The organism is Pseudomonas sp. R151218B TE3479 (assembly GCF_053629195.1).
Map to the genome: position 1 here is coordinate 1,231,051 of NZ_JBRJHV010000001.1, position 21,165 is coordinate 1,252,215.

A 21,165-nucleotide genomic window follows, 5' to 3' on the forward strand; every position below is an offset into this window, starting at 1 on the left:
AAAGTAAGGTTATTTGACGCTTTTTATTGTCAATATTTTGGCTGCATTTTTCCGGGTATTTTGTTTGTGCCAAACTATTGACCTTCTGCCGGCCATCCTAAACAATCGCCGGCGTAATGTCACATTGATATTTAAGCGGCGACCTGTTCTTCCAGTGCGTGTTCCAGCTCCTGTTTCGAACTTTCCGACATACGGTCATTCCGGTTGCCATCATCCGATGCAGCGCCACCTTTCGCTGTGATTCAAGACAAGAGTTTTGGGAATAATCCAACCATGCGTTCGCACCTGCTCAAGGCTTTACCCTTCGTCCTCGCCGCCAATTTTGTACAAGCACAAACCTTGCCGCAGGCCATGCAGCAGGCTTTGGATGTCCATCCTGAAATCCAGGCCGGTGTGAGCAGTCGTCTCGCGGCGGATTACCAACTCAAGGCGGCCAAGGGCGGCTACCTGCCTAGGGTGGACCTCGCAGCCGGGTATGGCCGTGAAGGCACCGACAGCGTCACCACCCGGTCGGGCAGCAACAACCATTGGGAAACCCTGAACCGCAGCGAGTCGAGCCTGCGTCTCTCGCAAATGGTTTTTGACGGTTTTGCGACGTCCAGCGAAGTAGGGCGTCAACAAGCCACCGTCAATGCCCGTGCCTACTCGTTGCTGGATGCCTCCGAGCGCACCGGCCTGACCGTGGCCCAGGTCTACCTGGACGTGTTGACCCGTCGTGAGTTCGTGCGCCTGGCCGAGGAAAACCTCAAGAGCCACGAGCGCATCTTCGACCAGATCAAGCTGCGCACCTCCCGTGGCGTGGGCAGCGGCGCCGACCTGGACCAGGCCGAAGCGCGCATGGCCCAGGCCCGCAACAACTTGATCACCGAACAGACCAACCTGGCCGACGCCGAGACCAACTACCTCAGCGCCGTGGGCCAACTGCCCGATCAACTGGAACGTCCCGCCGACTTTCTGGCGCTGTTGCCGGCCAACCTGACCGAAGCCCGCGCTCAGATGCTGGAAAACAGCCCGGTGCTGCGTTCGGCCGAAGCCGACATCGCGGCCGCCGAGCAACAGTACGAAGCCGCCAAATCGAGCTTCTACCCACGCTTTGACGCCGAGCTGGGCCGCACGGCCGACAACGACCTGGACGGCCAGAACGGCCACAACAACGAGTGGCAGGCCATGCTGCGCATGCGTTTCAACCTGTATGCCGGTGGCAGCAACAAGGCCGACCTGGAATCCAAGTCGTACCTGTCCAACCAGGCCCTGGACATCCGCAACAACGCGCTGCGCCAGTTGAACGAAGAGCTGGGCCTGGCCTGGAACGCCTTGAACAACGCCAACGCTCAAGTCCCGATCGCTCAGCAATACGTGGATCGCAGCACCAGCGTGCGCACCGCCTACCAGAAGCAGTTCAGCCTTGGCGAGCGGACCCTGCTCGACTTGCTCGACAGCGAAAACGAGCTGTTCAGCGCTTCCCGTCGCCTGGCGGAAATCAAGAATGTGCAGTTGTTCACCCAGTACCGGATCAAGGCAACCATGGGCCAACTGTTGAAAAGCCAGGGTGTGGTCGCACCGTTGGCATCGGTTGTGCAGAACGACGTGAAACCCAAGGTCCAGTTGCCTGGAATGAATTGAGTCCTACCACCTGTTTTAATCAGTCAGAGTGCCGAGCGTGGAATCAGAAGTCAGTCCAGTCGAACTAGTTGATGACCCGCGCACGCTGCACGACGACCCGTTGCTGGACGGTCTGCTGGCGCTCTGCATGCTGCACCAGAAGCCGGCCAGCGCAGCGATGCTCACCACGGGCCTGCCACTGCCCAAGCAACGGCTGAGCGTCGAATTATTGTCGCGCGCGGCGGCTCGTGCCGGTCTGCAAGGCCGGGTGCTGCAACGCAAGCTCGAGCAGATTCCGACCATCGCCATGCCGGCCCTGTTGCTGCTCAAAGACGGCCGCAGCGCCGTGCTGCTGGGCTGGGTCGGTGACGACCAGGCGCGGCTGCTGCTCAGCGAAAGCGACGGCGGTGAGGTGACCGTCAGCCGCGAACTGCTGGCCGATGACTACAGTGGCAAGGTGTTCTTCGCCCAACCGCAGCATAAATTTGACGTTAACCATGGCACGCTCATTCCCCGGGCGCGTTCGTGGTTTCGCGACACCCTCAAGCGGTCCCGCTGGCTGTACGCCGATGCCATCGCCGCGAGCCTGCTGATCAACATCATCGCCATGGCCGCGCCATTGTTCGTGATGAACGTCTACGACCGCGTCGTGCCGAACCAGGCCGAATCGACCCTGTGGGTGCTGGCCGTGGGCATCACCGGCGCCTATGTGTTCGACCTGATCCTCAAGATGCTGCGCAGCCTGTGCCTGGACCTGGCGGGCAAGAAAACCGACCTGATCATCTCGGCGACGTTGTTCGAGCGCATCGTCGGCATGTCCATGAAGTACCGCCCGGCGCGGGTCGGCAGCTTTGCCCAGAATATCCATGAGTTCCAGAGCCTGCGAGACTTCCTCGCCTCGTTGACCCTCACCAGCCTGATCGACCTGCCGTTCACGTTGCTGATTTTCCTGGTCATTGCAATCCTCGGCGGGCACCTGGTGTGGATCCCGGTGCTGGCCTTCCCCATTGCCCTGTTGATCGGCTACGCGTTGCAGAAGCCCCTGGTGGCGACGATGGAGCGCACCATGGCCCTGGGCGCCGAACGTCAGTCCAGCCTGATCGAAACCCTGGCGGGCCTCGATGCGGTGAAGGTCAACAACGCCGAGAGCGAGCGCCAGTACCAGTGGGAACAGACCATCGGCACCCTCAGCCGCCTCGAGTTGCGGGTGAAAATGTTGTCCGGCCTGGCGATGAACATCACCTTGTTGATCCAGCAATTGGCTGGCGTGATCATGATTATCTTCGGCGTCTACCAGATCATCGCCGGTAACCTGAGCATGGGCGGGCTGATCGCCTGCTACATGCTCAGCGGCCGCGCCCTCAGCCCGCTGGCGTCGCTGTCGGGCCTGTTGACCCGTTACCAGCAGGCGCGGGTGACCATGACCTCGGTCGACCAGATGATGGAGTTGCCGCAAGAGCGCAATTTCGAAGAGCGTCCGCTGAGCCGCAAGGTACTGCAGGGCGCCATTGAATGCCGTCAGTTGAACTTCACCTACCCGAACCAGCAGAACGCCGCGCTGAAGAACATCAACCTGGTGATCAAGCCCGGCGAGAAAATCGGCATCATCGGTCGCAGCGGCTCGGGTAAAAGCTCCCTCGCCAAATTGCTGGTGGGCCTGTATCAGCCTGACGACGGTGCCTTGCTGGTGGACGGCGTGGACATCCGCCAGATCGACGTCAGCGAGCTGCGCTACAACATTGGCTACGTCCCCCAGGACATCCAACTGCTGGCCGGCACCCTGCGGGACAACCTGACCTCCGGCGCCCGTTACGTCGAAGACGAACTGGTGCTCCAGGCCGCCGAGTTGGCGGGCGTGCACGAATTCGCCCGCCTGCATCCGCAGGGCTATGAACTGCAAGTCGGCGAGCGCGGGCAGAACCTGTCCGGTGGCCAGCGCCAGAACGTCGCCCTGGCCCGCGCGCTGCTGCTCAACCCGCCCATCCTGCTGCTGGACGAACCCACCAGCGCGATGGACAACACCGGTGAAGAACGCTTGAAACAGCGCCTGGCCGCCGTGGTGGAAAACAAGACCGTGCTGTTGGTGACGCACCGGGCATCCTTGCTGTCGCTGGTGGACCGCCTGCTGGTGATCGACCGTGGGCAGATCCTTGCCGATGGCCCGAAAGCCGCTGTCATGGAAGCGCTGAAGAAGGGGCAGATCAGTGTTGCTTAAGTCAGGTTTAAAGGGCGGGGTGGGCCGCTATTTCAAAGGTTCCGACTCGCTGCACGGTCAACCGCTGCCCGAGGTCAACAAAGCCCTGATCGAAGATGCTCCCCGGGTGGTGCGTTTGACGATCTGGGGCATCATCGGCTTCTTTGTATTCCTGATGCTGTGGGCCAACTTCGCCGAGATCGACGAAGTGACCAAGGGCGACGGCAAGGCGATCCCATCGTCCAAGATCCAGAAAATCCAGAACCTGGAAGGCGGCATCGTCGCAGAGCTGTTCGTCAAGGAAGGGCAGATCGTCGACGCCGGCGCGTCGTTGATTCGCCTGGACGACACACGGTTTGTCTCCAACGTCGGCGAAACCGAGGCTGATCGACTGTCCATGCTGTTGCGAGTCGAGCGCCTGAGCGCCGAGGTCGATGACCGGCCGCTGAACTTCCCGGCTGATGTGCTCAAGGCGGTGCCAGGCCAGGCCGCCAGCGAAGAGTCGTTGTACATCAGCCGCCGCCAGCAGTTGCACGACGAAATCGGCGGCTTGCAGGAGCAGTTGATCCAGCGCCAGCAGGAACTGCGCGAGTTCGTGTCCAAGCAGGCGCAGTACCGCTCCGGCCTGGCGTTGCAACGCCAGGAAATCAACATGTCCGAGCCGCTGGTGGCCCAGGGCGCGGTGTCGCCGGTGGAAGTGCTGCGGCTCAAGCGCGCCGAAGTCGAGACCCGTGGGCAACTGGACGCCACGACGCTGGCGATCCCCCGCGCCGAATCGGCGATCAAGGAAGTGCAGCGCAAGATCGACGAGACCCGCGGCAAGTTTCGCAGCGAAGCCCTGACCCAGCTCAACGAAGCCCGCACCGACCTGAACAAGGCCCAGGCCACCGGCAAGGCCCTGGAAGACCGGGTGAGCCGGACCCTGGTGACGTCGCCAGTGCGCGGCATTGTCAATAAATTGCTGGTGAACACCATCGGCGGCGTGATCCAGCCCGGCAGCGACCTGGTGGAAATCGTGCCGCTGGACGACACCATTCTGGTGGAAGCGAAAATCCGCCCCCAGGACATCGCCTTCCTGCACCCCGGCCAGGACGCCACGGTGAAATTCACCGCGTACGACTACACCATCTACGGCGGGATGAAAGCCAAGCTGGAACAGATCGGCGCCGACACCATCACCGATGAAGACAAGAAAACCACTTACTACATCATCAAGCTGCGCACCGAACGCAGCCACCTGGGCACGCCTGAAAAACCCTTGCTGATCATCCCTGGGATGGTGGCGTCGGTGGACATCATCACCGGCAAGAAAACCGTGCTCAGCTACCTGCTCAAGCCGATCATCAAGGCCCGGTCCGAGGCGTTGCACGAGCGGTAGTGTTCAAGCCTGTGTCCTCCATAGCCGCCCATCGGTGGCTGGATAGCTTTGTGGTGCTAGCTCTTCAGCTAACCCCTGTGGGAGCGAGCTTGCTCGCGATGGCGGTGGCGGTGGGTCAGCGACAAATAGGTGTATGACCTGGAGTCATCGCGAGCAAGCTCGCTCCCACAGTTTCTGCCACCTGAGTGAAACGCCATATCGTTATTCATTAACGGTATTTAAATTTCAATTCTTATAGCTTTAAAGTCATCCCCCTGCGTACCTGCCGACCAATCGGCGCGCCGCACGACACAAACCAACACGGTAACCCCGTGAGTTTTTGATCGACTGCGCGCCCATTGAAGCGCGCCGTGCGTGGGAGTGATGTATGCCAGCCGTCTCTTTTTCTCCAGATTCAAATGCCGCGACCATCGCGCCGCAGTCGTTCGCAATCCTCCCGTTTCGCGATGCCGTCGGCGCCGAGATCGTCGGGCTGGACCTGTCCCGGCCCATCAACGACCAGGATTTCGCCCGCATCCATCGCGCACACCTGGACTATCACGTGGTGGTGTTCCGCGACCAGCGCATCACCCCCGAACAGCACATCGCCTTCAGCCGCCGTTTTGGCGTGCTGCAAATCCATGTGCTCAAGCAGTTCCTGCTGGCCGGGCATCCGGAAATCCTCATCGTGTCCAACATCATCGAAAACGGCCAATCCATCGGCCTCGGCGATGCAGGCAAGTTCTGGCATTCGGACCTTTCCTATAAGGAGCTGCCCAGCCTCGGCTCGATGCTCCACGCCCAGGAACTGCCGAGCGAAGGCGGCGACACGCTGTTCGCCGACATGCACAAGGCCTGGGACGGTTTGCCCGAAACGTTGCGTAAAGCGGTCGAGGGTCGTTCGGCGGCGCATTCCTACACTGCGCGCTACAGCGAAACCAAATTCGAAGGCAACTGGCGCCCGACGTTGACGCCGGAGCAACTGGCCCAGGTGGCCGAAGTCGTGCACCCCATCGTCCGCACCCACCCGGAAACCGGACGCAAGGCATTGTTCGTCAGCGAGGGGTTCACCACCCGCATCGTCGGCCTGCCGGAGGATGAAAGCAAAGCCATCCTGACGGAGCTGTATGCCCACAGCGTGTTGCCTCAAAACATCTATCGCCATCAATGGCAGCCCCATGACTTAGTGTTCTGGGACAACCGCTCGCTGATCCACCTGGCCGCCGGTTGCCCGAGCCATCTGCGCCGCAAGCTGTATCGCACCACCATCCAGGGCGACGCCCCTTTCTGATCGGCTGCGCCTCGCGCCAAGAGCCCGGAGAATCACCATGTCCAAACGCATTGCTTTTGCACCGCTGGCCGCTGCCATCGGCCTGGGCTTCAGTTTGCTGGCCGGCAGCCTGATCGCGCCGGCCAGCGCCCACGCCGAGGGCGAGATTCGGATCGCCGAGCAGTTCGGCATCGTTTACCTGTTGCTGAACGTGGTCCGCGACCAGCAATTGATCGAGAAGCACGGCAAGGAGGAGGGCATCGACATCAAGGTCGATTGGACCCAACTGTCCGGCGGGGCGGCGGTCAACGATGCATTGCTGTCGGGTTCCATCGACATTGCCGGAGCCGGCGTCGGGCCGTTGCTGACCGTCTGGGACCGCACCCGTGGCAAGCAGAACGTCAAGGCCGTGGCCTCCCTGGGCAACTTTCCCTATTACCTGTTGAGCAACAACCCCAACGTCAAGACCATTGCCGACTTCACCGAGAAGGACCGCATCGCGGTGCCAGCGGTGGGGGTTTCGGTGCAGTCGCGTTTCCTGCAATACGCCGCCGCGAAGCAGTGGGGCGACAAGGACTTCAATCGTCTCGACAAGTACACCTTGGCCGTCCCGCACCCGGACGCCACGTCGGCGTTGATTGCCGGCGGCACCGAGTTGACCGGGCATTTCTCCAACCCGCCGTTCCAGGATCAGGCCCTGCAAAACCCCAACGTGCACGTGGTGCTCAACTCCTATGACGTGCTTGGGCCGAACTCACCCACGGTGCTGTTCGCCACTGAGAAATTTCGCGATGAAAACCCGAAGACCTACAAGGCGTTCGTCGAGGCGCTGACCGAAGCGGCCGAGTTCGCCCAGAACGATAAAGGTGCGGCGGCGGACACCTACCTGCGGGTGACCAAGGCCAAGATCGACCGGGCGACCTTGCTGAAAATCATCGACAACCCGCAGATCGAATTCACCGTCACCCCGAAAAACACCTACCCGCTGGCCGAGTTCCTTTACCGCGTCGGCGCCATCAAGAACAAGCCAGCGTCATGGGAAGACTATTTCTTCCAGGACGACAAACCGTTGCAGGGGAGCTGATTGTCATGAACGCGCTTTTGCAAGGCCACGCGGCCAGCAACCCCACCCGCACCGACACGGCATTGTTGTCGGTGGATAACGTCAGCCTGGAATACCGCACCCCACAGCGGGTGGTACGGGCCACCCACCAAGTGAGTCTCGAAGTCGACCCTGGGGACCGTTTTGTTTTGCTTGGCCCGTCCGGGTGCGGCAAGTCCACCTTGCTCAAGGCCATTGGTGGCTTCATCACGCCGTGCGAAGGCGAGATTCGCTTGCAAGGCCAAACCGTCAACGCGCCGGGACCGGACCGGATCGTAGTATTCCAGGAGTTCGATCAACTGCCACCGTGGAAAACCGTCAAGCAAAACGTGATGTTCGCGCTGCTGGCGTCTGGCACCCTCAAGCGTCGCGAGGCCGAGGAGCGGGCGCTGCATTGCCTCGACAAAGTGGGCCTGGCGGGGTTTGCCGATGCCTACCCTCACACGTTGTCCGGTGGCATGAAAGCGCGCGTCGCGATTGCCCGGGCGTTGGCGATGCAGCCGAAAATCCTCTTGATGGACGAGCCCTTCGCCGCCCTCGATGCCCTGACCCGACGCAAGATGCAGGAAGAACTGCTGCTGCTCTGGGAAGAGGTGCGTTTCACGCTGTTATTCGTCACTCACTCCATCGAGGAAGCGTTGGTGGTGGGCAATCGCATTCTGCTGTTGTCACCACACCCCGGGCGTGTGCGGGCGGAAGTCCACAGCCATCAATACGATTTGCACAGCCTCGGTGGCGTGGGGTTCCAGCACACGGCGCGGCGGATTCATGGACTGCTGTTCAATGAAGGCCAGCCGCCTGAAACCGAGCGTGAGCTGGATTTCACCAACATCCGTATCGCCTATTGACCCCCGTAGGAGCTGCCGAAGACTGCGATCTTTTGATCTATCGCTTGTTGGCGCAAAGATCGCAGCCTCGCTTCGCTCGGCAGCTCCTACAGGTTGGTGCAAGGCATTGAGGAAGAGAGTTTTATGAGCCAGTTATCGCCTGCGCGCGAAGAGTACGAAGTCGACCTGCAACCCCTGACCCACGTGCCATTGGAGCGGGAGTTGCCCTTGGGCCAGCGCCTCTGGCAACAAGGCTGGCTGCGAAAAAGTTTGATCCTGTTATTGCTGGCGGTGGTGTGGGAGGGCGTGGCGCGTTACCAGAATAACGACCTGCTGCTGCCGAGTTTCTTGCAGACCGCCAGCGCGTTGTACGACGGTTTGCTCAGCGGCGAGCTGCTGGGCAAGGTGTGGATTTCCCTGGTGGTGCTGCTCAAGGGCTATCTACTGGGCATCGTCCTGGCGTTTGGCTTGACCACTTTGGCGGTGTCGACGCAGTTGGGCCGCGACCTGCTCAGCACGTTGACGTCGATGTTCAACCCGCTGCCGGCCATCGCCCTGTTGCCGTTGGCGCTGCTCTGGTTCGGCCTGGGGCAGAACAGCCTGATTTTCGTGCTGGTGCATTCGGTGCTGTGGGCGCTGGCGTTGAACATGTACGCGGGGTTTCTCGGTGTGTCGGAAACGCTGCGCATGGCCGGGCGCAACTATGGGCTCCGGGGCCTGCGTTTTGTGCTGTTCATCCTGATCCCGGCGGCGCTGCCGTCGATCCTCGCCGGGCTGAAAATCGGCTGGGCCTTCGCCTGGCGCACCCTGATCGCCGCCGAACTGGTATTTGGCGCCACCAGCGGCAAGGGCGGCCTGGGCTGGTACATCTTCCAGAACCGCAACGAGCTGTACACCGACAAGGTGTTTGCCGGGTTGGCGGTGGTGATTTTGATTGGGTTGTTGGTGGAGAACCTGGTGTTCGACAGTTTGGAGCGGGTGACGGTGAAGCGTTGGGGGATGCAGCGGTAAAATGGGGCTGGCGCTCATCACGGGAAAAGCTGTGATGAGCTAACTGCCGAAACTAGCCGACATTCGCAACTGGTAAACTCATTTTTCTTCTCTGATACCTCCGGCGGTTGTACTCGTGGTACGTGGAGGTTTTGTTTCTTTGGGTGGGATCGACGTTCTGTTTGCATAACCATGACCTTGAGGTTTTGGTTGGGGTTTTGTGAGCGAGGTTCTATTTGCATAACCAGAACTTCCAGAGCTTGAGGAAGAACCACTGCCGAAGGAGGAGGGCTTGTCGGAGAACATATAAAGCGATTGTTGCTTCACTTTCGGCCCCGTACCTGGGTTACTGAAAGGTATTTCGGTCACCACCTTTTTGACTCGTGTTGCAATGCCTAGGTTTTTTATACGCTGACTAATTGTCGTTATAGGGCTTGCCGACTGATCAACTGTCAATCTCGCGAAAAGGGGAATGCTATCGTCGAGACGCTGCACAACCGCGGCAGCTACCGTGGCCACTATAACCCTAAAAAAGAAATGCCCCGTCGGATCCGAATTCATCACCGGTTCCCCACCGCAATACATATACGCATTCAGCCCACCCTTACCAAACGGGCTCAAACTGTCCGGGCTATGAAAGCGCATCAGCCGTGGGTTGTAGACGCGGTAGCCATTACCCAAAAAGTACCATTCAGGTATGGCTTCGCGCCGTTCGCCATTGAACCCCAACTGGGACATGACCCCATGTTGTGCCGATTGATGACCATACGGGGAGTACGCAATGCAATTGGGATTACCCGCGTCAAGTTCAGCAAGTACCGAATTTTTGAGATCCACTGCCAGCAACACCGTCCGTTGCTGGCTTGGCTTCTCTTGATCGTTCGGTTTGCTTTGAGTCATACGAAACACTCGCAAGCGTGAGGCTCGGAACTGTTGGCCATAGTTCTACACCTCTGGCGCCGGTTGGAGAACTATCAGAACTGCTAGTCGTTCCACATCCCACCTCAGGGGCAAGCTCCTGGAGGGAAGACCCTGGCAGCTCGAACCCGTGGCGAGGGAGCTTGCTCCCGCTGGCCTGCGAAGCAGGCCCCTGCGTTTCTTCAGGCTGACCGCGTTGCCGGGTTTTGCGACTGCTGCGCAGTCGAGCGGGAGCAAGCTCCCTCGCCACGGATTCTGGGTTGTCTGGGCTGGCGTCATCGCGAGCAGGCTCGCTCCCACAGTTGACGGGTGTTGATCTCGATATCTCAGTCGACACAAACCCCTGTGGGAGCGAGCTTGCTCGCGATGGCGGTTTTCAATCCACCACAGGAATGTCAGCCCGAAGCCTGGACCTCAAGCCGATCCATCGCCCGCTCCACCAACAAATGCACCCCGTCGGCCATCCGGCTGATCGCCAGGATGACACTGCGGCGGCTGCCTTCAACGTCATCCGCCAGGTCGGTGGCGATGGCGCTGATGGACAGCAGGTCTTCGGAGGCATTGGCCAGCAGGGTTTCGGTATCGATGTCCGGGGCGACCATGAAGAGGTGGACGGTTTGGGTTTTGCCAGAGGTTTCATCGGCCGGTTTGGGATTGAGGTAATAGTCGAGAACGCGCTCGGCGGTTTCGTCGAGTTTTTTGGTATCCGGGGTTTCGACCCGAGATTTGCACGAGGATGGTGGCGGGTTGGGCGTAGGTTTGAACATGGTTTGGGCTTCCTATTCAATTTCAGAACCGCCCTGGTTCGCTTGCACGCGATCTAAGGGTGGCAGCTATGTGAGGGTGTGCAAGACCGAGTAAGACGCCCAAAAAACTCGGCAGACCCGAAGATCTCCCCGCACACAGCCGCCATAAAGTACGAGCACGAATGCTCGATATAATGGCTGGTGTCATTGTTTGGCGTTCTTTTACCCGGACTTGCACGTCCGTGTCACCGTTTTTTCAGTGACAAACCCAGACTAGCGGCGGGCCCCAAGCCGGACAAGTTCACCAATATCGCTACAACTTGAAGGAAATCTCCTAGGACCCAACTGTACGAGTGCACCCAATCCAAATAGCCAGATAAAGCCACCTCCTTTTCCATTAGACTTGCGACCCTCCAGCAAGCCTTCAGGACACGGAATGCCAGTCCCTCAAAGCACCCTTCGCAAAGCCTTGGTCAATTGGCTTTATGCCGCCGCCCTGATGCATCTGCTTGCCGGCGTCACCCTGAGCTGGGCAGGCCATTCGGGCTTGCTCGATGGCTACCTGCAAAACATCGAACAAACCTTCTGGGGCGCTGCCGTGGTACCCGCGACGGCCAGCGCGCAGCAGGTCTGGTGGCTGGCCTTGTTCGGCGCCACGTTGCAAAGCTATGCGCTGTACATGCTCGCCCTCGTGCACATCGGCAATCGATTGAAGCGCGCCATGCCCTGGGGCTGGATGATCGCCGGCATCCTGCTCTGGGCGCCCCAGGACATGCTGATTTCCGCCCAGGCGCGGGTCTGGTCGCACTTGTGGCTCGACGGTCTTGCGCTGCTGCTGTTACTGCCGCCGCTGTTCTGGCTCTATCGCCATGACCGCCGCACCTCCCTGATTGACCACGCGCCGAGTGATGCAAACCATGCCTGACTTTTCCCTGCTGGACTGGGCCATCACGCTGTTGATCGCCCAGGCGATCCTGGGCGCGCTGGATACCCTGTATCACCACGAACTCACCGTCGCCTTGCCCTATCGCCACAGTGCGCGGCTGGAGCTGTCGATCCACGCGTTGCGTTCGTGCTTCTACGGGATCCTGTTCCTGGGCATTGCCCATCTGGCCTTCAAAGGCACCTGGGCGATTGTCATCGCGCTGCTGTTCGCCTTGGAGATCGGTCTGACGCTGTGGGACTTCGTGGTCGAGGACCGCAGCCGCAAACTGCCGCCCATCGAGCGGATCATGCACACGGTACTGGCGGTCAACGGCGGTGCCTTCTTCGCGCTGTACGGAGTGCAACTGGCGCAGTGGGCGAGTTTGCCCTCCGGCCTGAGCGGGATCGACCTGGGCTGGCGCGGCTGGCTGCTGACCTTGTTCGCCATCGGGGTCACGGCCTCGGGGATTCGCGACGGCGTGGCGGCCTTGCGCATGCAACGCGCGGGCAAGCCTGCCAACCCGTTTGCCGGTGGCGCCCACAAGCGCGTGCTGGTCACGGGAGGCACCGGGTTTATCGGCGAGACGCTGGTCAATCAGCTGCTCGACGCCGGGCACACAGTCAGCGTGCTGGCTCGCGATCCGTTGAAAGCGGCCTATCTGTTCGACGGCCGCGCCCGGTGCCTGCGTTCGTTGGGCAAACTGGGCCATGACGAAACCTTCGACGTCGTGATCAACCTGGCGGGCGCCCCGGTGGCCGGGCCGCGCTGGAGCCCCAAGCGTCAGGCGCAACTCATCGCCAGCCGAGTCAATACCACCGAAGCCTTGATGACCTGGTTGAAAAACGCCCGACACAAACCGGCGTTGTGGATACAGGCCTCGGCCGTCGGTTTTTATGGCGTGCGCGACGCCAGCGAAAGCCTCGATGAACGTGCCACCCGGGGCGATGGCTTCATGGCTGAGCTCTGTGTGCGTTGGGAGGCCTCCGCCCGGCCCGCCACGGAGTTGGGCGTGCGCCAGGTGGTGATGCGCCTGGGCGTGGTGTTCGGCCCTGGTGGTGCATTGCTGCCGCTGTTGATTCCGTTTCGCCTGGGGTTCGGCGGACGGATGGGCGACGGTCGGCAAATCATGAGTTGGGTGCACCGCGACGATGTCATCCAAGTGATCGCCCGTGCGTTCGATGACGAAAGCCTGAGCGGCACCTACAACCTGGTGGCACCGGAAACCGTCAGTCAGGCGCTGTTCGCCGAGCGCGTCGGCAAGGTACTCAAGCGTCCGGTGTGGTTCCACATCCCAGCCGCGCCGGTGCGTGCCCTGGCGGGTGAGATGGCCCAGTTGTTTTTCGACGGCCAGCGCGTGGTGCCCAACCGTCTCGTCGAGGCCGGTTATACGTTCCGTTACCCAACCCTCGACGCTGCCCTGCGCGACCTGGCCTGAGGACCGTCCATGAGCAAGCCCCGGATGTACCTGCTGGCCGGCAACGGTAGCGCCGCCGATTGGTGGGACGACGCGGTACCGCATTTTCAGCACCACGACGTGGTGCCGCTGGAACTGCCCGGCTTCGGTAACAACCCTCAAGCCCCCTGCGAAGACCTGGCGGCCTACGCGCAAGCCTTGCTGGCGGCGACGGTCAAGGGCAGCGCGATCATGGCGGTGGGGGTGAGTGCGTTGCTGGTGCTGCATGCGCTGCAACGTCAGCCGGGGCACTTCTGCCGCAGCGTGTTGCTGGCGCCGGTGGGCGCGTTTTTGTGGCAGCGGCGATTGCCGGCATTGATGTCGCCGCCGCCGATTCGCAAGACCATTCACTGGCTGCTCTCGAACAAGCCGACGCTGTTCGCCCACAAATTCTCCCACCAGACCTGGACGCCCGCGCAATACCAACGCATGGGCGCCGGGTATGCCCGTTGCCGCGCCTTTGTGCCGCTCTGGGATCAACTGCGTGCGGACACCGCGTTGCCACTGCTGGAATGGATCACCGACCGGGTCGAATTGGTCTGGGGCGATCAGGACAAAGTGCTGGGCGTCGCGCAAGCGGCGGCCTGGTCCGCCATTCTGGCCCGTGCCGATCTGACCATAAGCCTGAAGCCCGGTTGGGGTCACTACCCGTGGGTCGATGCGCCGGCCGAGTTCGCCGCGTGGCTGGAGTCGGGCGAGCGTGGGTTCGTTGCGCACACCAAGGGCGGCCGTTTGCGTCTGGCGGCATTGGCTGGGCAGCCGGTGCCTGCGGCGCTGACGCTCAACGACCGCAATGATCCGCGCTTGCCGAACTTTCTGAAGAGCCAGGCGGACGCTATCTGGGCCGTGCGTTCCTCCAGTTATGGCGAAGATCAGGCCGACGCGGCGAATGCCGGCCTGAGCACCACGTTCCTGCGTGAACCGACGCACAACGTGCCAGTGCGCATTGCCGAGTTGACGGCGGCGGGTGTCGAGGAAGTGGTGGTCCAGCGTTTCATCACGCCACGGCTGTCGGGGATCGCCTTCGTGCGCCATTTGGCGGTAGAACTGGAGTGGGTCGAAGGTCACCTGGAGTCGTTGGCCGATGGTCAGGCGAGCCCCGAGCGGGCGATTCTTTCCCGCCTCGGCGAGTCATGGAACAGCGGCACATTCAAGCCCGCCCATGGCCTGACCGAAGACGTGCTATGGCGCTTCCTGCAAGGCGTGCTGCGGGTCTTCCACTACGTGCCCGGTGACGTCGAATGGGCTTGGGACGGCATCCAGCTGTGGTTGCTGCAATACCGGCCGATCAGTGACTACGGCTGGCGCCGCCACCTGACTGCCGCCAACATCGCCGAGATTCTGCCGCCGCAACCCAGCGCCTTGGTGGAGTACGCCCAGCGTCGTGCGGCGGCGAGCATCCCGGCGATCATGGCGCGCTGGGACTCACGGGGGTTGCAGGACAACGAGCCGTTCACGGCGGTGTTTGGCGGTGCTTCGTATATCAACAACGATTTGTTTCTCGCCCGGCTGGCCGACTGGGGCATCAGCGCCAGCAGCTATGCCGGCGAGGTCGGCGGCGCGACACCGCATCTGCCTTGGCGGCCACTGCGCCTGTTGCGCTCGCTGCCGTTGTTTCTGCGCATGCAACGCATCGCCCGCGGGCATTTGCTGACGTTGGAAAACGGCTTGCGGCGTTTTGACCGAGAGCTGCACGACCTGAGCGGACAAGGTGCCGACGGCCAGCAATTGGCCGACTGGTTCACCCGCTTCTACGTGTTCGTGGTGCAGGGCAACCTGTGCATCGCCAGTGCCTTGGCCAGCAGCGGTGGCGACCTGTTGGGGCGTCCGCCGACCGCCTATGACGATCTTGAACACAGCCCCCATCGCTTGCCGTGGGAAACCGATCCGGCGACGCCACGCCCGGCGCCGACCGAGTTGCCCTTGCAGGCCTTCCCACAATGGCCCCTGGCGATTCGCCTGGCTCATTCGACCGGTCTGCCGGGCTTGCGTGGTTACTACCTGCAAGTGCGCGAATGGTATCGCGATAACCTGATGCGGATGTTCTTTCGCCTGCACCACGCCATGCCGACGGCTGACCGAGCACATTGGTTCGCGCCGCACCCGGACATCCGCACCCGCGATGGCAGCTTCTGGCAGGACGGTCGTGAAGGCACCGAGCAGGCCAGCGGCTTCATGATTTATCCGGGGCAGGCCCAGGGAATTCTGGGTGAGGACATTCTGCTTGAAGACACGTTGGACCCTGGTCGCCATGCACACTATCAAAGCGCCCGGGCGGTGATTGCGCGCATGGGTGGGCGTTTGTCCCACGGCTCGACCTTGCTGCGTGAGTTGCGTAAACCTTCGGCGGTGCTGCCGCAGGTGGATGTGGGTTGGTTGGGGTGTGAGGTGGTGTATTGCGATGGGGAGCTGAGGTTGGTTACTACCAATAATCCGGCTTGATGGCGGGGGCTTTGTGCGTGGGCACTCGGTTGGGGAATTGGTGGGATTGGAGTTCGTCGCAAGTGACAACGCGGCGTATCCAGTGGGCGTGCTGCTTTAACGAACCTGGAGACGGACGATTCAGCTCAGCTCGATGAGGAAGAATAACGCCAACGGTTGTTTCGGGAAAATCCTCCCGCAACGCTCTCAAAGCGGGAGTCATATCGGTGTCGCTGGATACAAGGACCAATTGCTCCACCCGTTCATGATTCTTCAGCGTCGTTTGCTTTGCAGCGGCTCGGTACATGCTGATTGCTATGTGAACGTCCGTCTCTTTTTCCTCCAGCTTCCAGATGTCGACTTTGTCCTCTCGAGAGGCTTTTGTCTTTCTGTCAACGAAACGAGGGGCTTTGGCAGGTTCAAGTTGATGATGACCGTAATGGACACGGATATGGGTGGTCTTCAGGGCGCGGATATAAGAATCTTGCGCTTCTTTTGATACTCGACACCCGGGTGGCCAGTGATGGTTTGACCGAGGAGGTGAAGTAATCAACTGAGGCAGTTGTGCTGTGCGGGTTTTCGATATGCGCGATGTGTGACAACAGGCTTCGCAAATCCAGCCATTTGTAAGGTGTGTCTGCGAGCAGTCCATAGAACAGGTTATAGCCGTCAACAAAAAATGCGGTGCGCACAAACTTGATCCCCAGAAACGAAAAAACCGGCCTAAGCCGGTTTTTTCACCCCAACAGCCAGAGAACTGAATCTCTGCGTACGGGGTTGAGTAGGGCCATCCTAAGTTGAGCGTGTCATAACGTCAACCGTTGGCTGGATTCTCTCTCGTCACCGGCGCAACAGTGTTGAGCGTATGCATGGTGGAAGGTCAAATCCATTCTTTGCTTGATCTGTCAGCGTTTGTTACGAAATAGAGCCTCTCTTAGAGCAACGGTAGAAATCCATCACCGAAAACCATTTCCAACGAATGGAAATTCTCAATACTTTGTAGGATTTGATGTCCGTACATATCAGGATAAAACTGAGCGTTTTTTTGTCCCCTCTTCGACCTTTTTGAAACAAGAGTTTTCTCACTCCTGACGGCTACTCCCTTGACGCCCCCCACCGCTGTCGTAGACTCCGCCCATCCGTCAGGGAGTCACGGTCATGCGACGTTTGAGTAGTTGGGTTGTGGGATTGACCTTTGTAACGTGCGGCGTGCAGGCGCAAACGCCTGTCGCGGACGATCCTCTGCTGGAAAGCGGCGTCACGGCCAATGCGCCGAGAGGCAACGAGGCGCGTGGGGTGCTTCGGGCGCGAGACCAGGCGGTGCTGGCCAGCGAGTTGGCCGGGCGCATCGTCGAGTTGCCGTTCAGTGAGGGCGAGTCGTTCAAGAAGGGCGACACCCTGGCGCGTTTCGATTGCTCGGCCTATCAGGCCCAGCTCAACGCGGCCCAGGCGGCCAGCCGGGGTGCCGGTGAAGAGCTGGCGCATAACCGGCAATTGGCGCAATTGAAATCAGTCGGGCGTTTTGAGGTGTCGCGGGCCGAGGCCCGGCTCAATGAGACCCAGGCGCAGTCCCAGGTGTATCAGGTTCAGGTCAAGCGCTGCAGCGTGGTCGCACCCTTCGACGGGCAAGTGGTGGCGCGCAAGGTCCAGCGCTATGAAAGCGTGGCGGCCGGTGCGCCGTTGCTCGATGTGGTCGACAACCGCACCCTGGAAATCCATCTGTTGGTGCCGTCGCGCTGGATGAGCAAGCTCAAGCCCGGCCAGCCCTTCACGTTTATTCCCGATGAAACCGGCAAGCCATTGCAAGCGACGGTCAAGCGCTTGGGCGCGCGCATCGACGAGGGTAGCCAGACCCTGTTGCTGGTGGCGAGCGTGCCGGATGCCAGTGGCTTGCTGTCCGGCATGAGTGGTACCGCGCGTTTCGCGGAGTCGAATTGAACGCGCCGATCACCGGCAACGCCGAGCAGGTGTTCGCCCGCTTCCTCGACCTGGAGCGCCAGACGCGCGCTGCACGTACCCCGGCGCAACTGAGCTACAGCCTGGTCAACGACGGCCAGGCCCTGTTCGGCTTTCGTCATGCCGCGTTGTTGATCGCCGGCAAGGTCCAGGCGGTGACCGGCGTCAGTACGGTGGAGCCGAATGCGCCATTCGTGGCATTTGTCGAGCAGGCGGTGGCGCAGCTATTCAAACAGGGGGTACTGAATCAGGCCCGAGTGATCGCCGCCGACGGGGTGAGCGAACCCATCCGGGCGGACTGGCAAAGCCTGTCGGCCGGGCAAGTGTTCTGGCTGCCGTTGATCGATCATCAGGGCCAGGTATTCGGCGGTTTGTGGCTGGCCCGCGACCTGCCCTGGACCCCAGCCGAGCAAGTACTGTTATCGCAACTGGGCGACACTTACAGTCATGCCTGGTTGGCCTTGCAACCGCGCAAACCGTGGCGCTTGCGCTGGACCCGCAAACGCCAGGTCGCGCTGCTGGCGTTGCTGTTGCTGGGATTGCTGATCCCGGTGCGCCAGTCCGTGTTGGCCCCGGCCGAAGTGGTGCCATTGGGCGGGCAGGTGGTGGCGGCGCCGTTGGATGGGGTGATTGCCGAGTTCCTGGTCAAGCCCAACCAGACCGTCAAGAACGGCGACCTGCTGTTGCGTTTCGAAAGTACCAGCCTCAAGGCCCAGGCCGATGTGGCCGAACGTGCGTTGGGCGTGGCCGAGGCCGAACTCAAGGCCAATTCCCAGCGTTCGTTTGCCGACGCTGAATCCAGTTCGAAGATTGACTTGCTGGCCGCCCGCGTCGAACAGAAACGTGCCGAGCGCAACTACGCGTTTGAACTGCTCAAGCGCAGCGAAGTACGCGCTGAGCGCGACGGCATCGCGGTGTTCGCCGACGCCGAGCGCTGGCTCGGCAAGCCGGTGCAGACCGGTGAGCGACTGATGGAAATCGCCGACCCGAACCAGGCCGAGTTGCGTATTGAATTGGCGGTGGGCGACGCGATCGCCCTGGAACCCGGTGCGCAGGTGGCGTTGTTCCTCGACAGCGACCCCTTGCAGCGGCACCTGGCCTGGCTCGAGCGCTCTGCCTATGAGGCTCAGCCTACCGCCGCCGGGCAACTGGCGTATCGGTTGGACGCGCGTTTCGATGCCACGACGCCGCGCATCGGCCTGCGGGGCACGGCGAAGGTCTTTGGCGACCGCGCGCCGCTGGCGTTGTACCTGTTGCGGCGGCCATTGGCCGGCCTGCGCCAGAGCGTAGGCCTGTAGCATGGACTTGCCGAGCCTGCGGCCGGACCTGCAATTGTCCCCGGCGGCGCCGGACCCGGACGGCTCGCCGCAATGGACCTTGGCCGATCCGGTGCGCGGGCGCTATTTCAAGCTTGGCGCGGCAGCAATGCGCATGTTGCGGCACTGGTCCCTGGGCGATCCGGAGCAGGTGCTGCAAGCCGCGAACCGTGAGCCGGGCCTGCCGCTCAATGGCGAGTCGCTGGAGCAACTGCTGGGTTTCTTGCGCGGCCATGATCTGATCAGCGCGATGGACCCACAGCAGCGCGACAGTTACCTCTTCAAGACCGCCGCGCAGCGCCAGAGCCTGTGGCAGATCCTGCTGCATCAATACCTGTTTTTTCGCATACCGCTGTGGCGCCCGGACGCCTTTCTCAATCGGGCCTGGCCCTGGTTGGCGCGGTGCGGCCCCGGGATCCTGCGCTATGGCCTGCCGCTGACCCTGGGCCTCGGCATCTTTCTGGTGTCGCGGGATTGGCAGCGCTTCATCGCGACGTTTCCGCACCTGTTCAGCCTGGGCGGTGCACTGGCCTTCGGCACGGCGTTGCTCTTCGCCAAGCTGTGCCATGAGTTCGGCCATGCCTTCATGGCCAAGCGCGCTGGCTGTCGTGTGCAAAGCATGGGCGTGGCGTTCATGGTGCTGTTGCCGATGTTCTACACCGACGTCAGCGACGCCTGGCGGATCAACGATCGTCGCGCACGGTTGCTGATCGGTGCCGGCGGGGTCCTGGCCGAATTGCTGCTGGCGTGCATCGCGCTGCTGGCCTGGTCGCTGCTGCCCGACGGGCCGGCACGCACCGCGGCGTTCATGCTGGCCAGCGCCACCTGGATCACCACGCTGATCATCAACTTGAACCCTTTCATGCGTTTTGACGGGTATTTCCTGCTCAGTGATTTCTGGGCGGTGGATAACCTTCAGGGGCGTGCGTTCGCCCTGTGCCGCTGGCGCCTGCGCGAAGCCTTGTTCGGTTATGGCGCGGCGGCGCCGGAACCCTGGTCGCCGAAGATGCGCCGCCGTTTGCTGGTCTGGGGGTACGGCTCCTGGCTGTGGCGGGCGTTGTTGTTTTTCGGGATTGCCCTGGCGGTCTATCACCTGTTCTTCAAGGTGCTGGGCATTTTTCTGATGATGGTGGAATTGGTGTGGTTCATTTTTATGCCCATCGTGAATGAATGGCGGCAATGGTGGAGCCGCCGTGAGCAAGCCCGCGGTGGGCGGATGCTCCTGAGCGGCCTGGGGTTGCTGGCGTTGCTTTTGCTGTTGCTGTTGCCCTGGCGCAGCGCGGTAGAAGTGCCGGCCATGCTTGAGGCCGGGCGGGCCAGTGCCTTGCATGCGCCAGTGGCGGCAAGGGTCAAGCAGGTGAATGTGCACGACGGCCAGACCGTGGCCCAGGGCGAAGTATTGATTGAACTGGAATCGCCAGATATGGCCTCGCGCCTGGCCATCGTGCGCCGGGAAATCCAGATCCAGCAGTTGCAGATGCGCCGTCAGGCCGGGCGCAGCGAAACCGCCGCCGATGCAGGCATCGTCGAACAGCAACTGGCCGAAGCGGTGGCCGAGTACCGGGGCCTGGTGGCCCAGCGCGAACGCCTGCTGTTGCGTGCGCCCCATGCCGGCCAGGTGCGCGATTTGTTGCCGCAACTGTCGGTAGGGCGCTGGCTGTCGCCGACGCAGGTGCTGGCGCGGGTGGTGCAGACCGATTCGCGGTTGCGCGGCTACCTCACCGAAGCCGAGCTTTGGCGGGTCGGGCCGGGCGCCACGGGACGGTTCATCGCGGACGATCCGATGCACACGTCGATTGCCGTGCAGTTGAGTGAAATCGATACCAACGGCGTGGCCTGGGTCGAACAACAAGCGTTGACGTCCGACCACCATGGACCGATTGCGGTGCGTCGCGATTCGCAGCAACGGGCCGAGCCGGTGCAGGCCCAATACGGTGTGCGCCTGAGTGCGGTGGACGACACGTCCGCTCCGGTGCAGCCGCTGCGTGGCGTGGCGGTGTTGCAGGGCAAGGGCGAGTCGGTGTTGGGAGCGGCCTGGCGACGGTTGGCGGCGTTGGGTGTCAGGGAAAGCGGGTTCTAATCCTAGGG

15 protein-coding genes and 1 pseudogene are annotated in these 21,165 nt (G+C 61.6%); 13 read left to right on the forward strand and 3 right to left on the reverse strand.

The genetic code is table 11. The features are described 5' to 3' along the window. Window positions 1–273: 273 nt before the first annotated feature. The 7 genes from AB7M32_RS05550 to AB7M32_RS05580 all read left to right on the forward strand — a co-directional run bounded on the left by AB7M32_RS05550 (window position 274) and on the right by AB7M32_RS05580 (window position 9,363). Window positions 274–1,623: a TolC family outer membrane protein gene (locus AB7M32_RS05550; RefSeq protein ID WP_454249306.1), complete on the forward strand. Its 1,350-nt coding sequence runs from the start codon at window positions 274–276 to the stop codon at window positions 1,621–1,623. Between the two features lie 37 nt (window positions 1,624–1,660). Continuing rightward, window positions 1,661–3,817 carry a type I secretion system permease/ATPase gene (locus tag AB7M32_RS05555; RefSeq protein ID WP_454249307.1) on the forward strand — a complete coding sequence of 719 codons (2,157 nt, stop codon included), beginning with the start codon at window positions 1,661–1,663 and terminating at the stop codon, window positions 3,815–3,817. Then, window positions 3,807–5,174, forward strand: coding sequence for an HlyD family type I secretion periplasmic adaptor subunit (locus tag AB7M32_RS05560; protein ID WP_092446110.1), 1,368 nt, complete (start codon window positions 3,807–3,809; stop codon window positions 5,172–5,174). Before AB7M32_RS05555 ends, AB7M32_RS05560 begins: the two co-directional genes overlap by 11 nt. A gap of 367 nt (window positions 5,175–5,541) precedes the next feature. Further along, window positions 5,542–6,444 carry a TauD/TfdA dioxygenase family protein gene (locus AB7M32_RS05565; protein ID WP_072409312.1) on the forward strand — a complete coding sequence of 301 codons (903 nt, stop codon included), beginning with the start codon at window positions 5,542–5,544 and terminating at the stop codon, window positions 6,442–6,444. Between the two features lie 37 nt (window positions 6,445–6,481). Further along, entirely contained in the window at window positions 6,482–7,507 is a 1,026-nt protein-coding gene (locus AB7M32_RS05570) for an ABC transporter substrate-binding protein (protein ID WP_454249308.1), read from the forward strand. Window positions 7,508–7,512: 5 nt separating this feature from the next. Then, on the forward strand, window positions 7,513–8,373 hold the full coding sequence (locus tag AB7M32_RS05575; protein WP_454249309.1) for an ABC transporter ATP-binding protein: 861 nt from the start codon (window positions 7,513–7,515) through the stop codon (window positions 8,371–8,373). Window positions 8,374–8,496: 123 nt separating this feature from the next. Next, window positions 8,497–9,363 carry an ABC transporter permease gene (locus AB7M32_RS05580; protein WP_454249310.1) on the forward strand — a complete coding sequence of 289 codons (867 nt, stop codon included), beginning with the start codon at window positions 8,497–8,499 and terminating at the stop codon, window positions 9,361–9,363. 78 nt (window positions 9,364–9,441) lie between these two features. Here the strand turns inward: AB7M32_RS05580 and AB7M32_RS05585 are convergent, their stop codons facing one another. Together AB7M32_RS05585 and AB7M32_RS05590 are read right to left on the reverse strand one after the other, a co-directional pair. Then, a complete protein-coding gene (locus tag AB7M32_RS05585; RefSeq protein ID WP_454249311.1) occupies window positions 9,442–10,242 on the reverse strand; it encodes an RHS repeat-associated core domain-containing protein in 801 nt (266 codons plus the stop codon). A gap of 413 nt (window positions 10,243–10,655) precedes the next feature. Then, a complete protein-coding gene (locus tag AB7M32_RS05590; RefSeq protein WP_454249312.1) occupies window positions 10,656–11,027 on the reverse strand; it encodes a DUF6124 family protein in 372 nt (123 codons plus the stop codon). 415 nt (window positions 11,028–11,442) lie between these two features. On the opposite strand from AB7M32_RS05590, the gene AB7M32_RS05595 reads away from it, so the two are divergent. Genes AB7M32_RS05595 through AB7M32_RS05605 form a run of 3 tightly spaced genes read left to right on the forward strand, consistent with a single transcriptional unit; the run spans window position 11,443 to window position 15,826 of the window. Continuing rightward, complete coding sequence (locus AB7M32_RS05595) at window positions 11,443–11,931, forward strand: cell division protein (protein ID WP_454249313.1); 489 nt, start codon at window positions 11,443–11,445, stop codon at window positions 11,929–11,931. Beyond that, window positions 11,924–13,366, forward strand: a complete 1,443-nt coding sequence (locus AB7M32_RS05600; protein WP_454249314.1) for a TIGR01777 family oxidoreductase — start codon at window positions 11,924–11,926, stop codon at window positions 13,364–13,366. The genes AB7M32_RS05595 and AB7M32_RS05600 overlap by 8 nt, the downstream gene beginning before the upstream one ends. A 9-nt stretch (window positions 13,367–13,375) precedes the next feature. Beyond that, entirely contained in the window at window positions 13,376–15,826 is a 2,451-nt protein-coding gene (locus tag AB7M32_RS05605; RefSeq protein ID WP_454249315.1) for an alpha/beta hydrolase, read from the forward strand. Here the strand turns inward: AB7M32_RS05605 and AB7M32_RS05610 are convergent. After that, window positions 15,807–16,497 (reverse strand): annotated as a pseudogene (locus AB7M32_RS05610) (NYN domain-containing protein). The gene AB7M32_RS05605 and the pseudogene AB7M32_RS05610 overlap by 20 nt on opposite strands. A gap of 466 nt (window positions 16,498–16,963) precedes the next feature. On the opposite strand from AB7M32_RS05610, the gene AB7M32_RS05615 reads away from it, so the two are divergent. The 3 genes from AB7M32_RS05615 to AB7M32_RS05625 are packed head-to-tail and all read left to right on the forward strand — an operon-like array spanning window position 16,964 to window position 21,157. Further along, a complete protein-coding gene (locus AB7M32_RS05615; RefSeq protein WP_454249316.1) occupies window positions 16,964–17,743 on the forward strand; it encodes an efflux RND transporter periplasmic adaptor subunit in 780 nt (259 codons plus the stop codon). Continuing rightward, complete coding sequence (locus tag AB7M32_RS05620) at window positions 17,740–19,059, forward strand: efflux RND transporter periplasmic adaptor subunit (protein WP_454249317.1); 1,320 nt, start codon at window positions 17,740–17,742, stop codon at window positions 19,057–19,059. The genes AB7M32_RS05615 and AB7M32_RS05620 overlap by 4 nt, the downstream gene beginning before the upstream one ends. 1 nt (window position 19,060) lies before the next feature. Continuing rightward, window positions 19,061–21,157, forward strand: a complete 2,097-nt coding sequence (locus AB7M32_RS05625; RefSeq protein ID WP_454249318.1) for a biotin/lipoyl-binding protein — start codon at window positions 19,061–19,063, stop codon at window positions 21,155–21,157. Window positions 21,158–21,165: the final 8 nt, after the last annotated feature.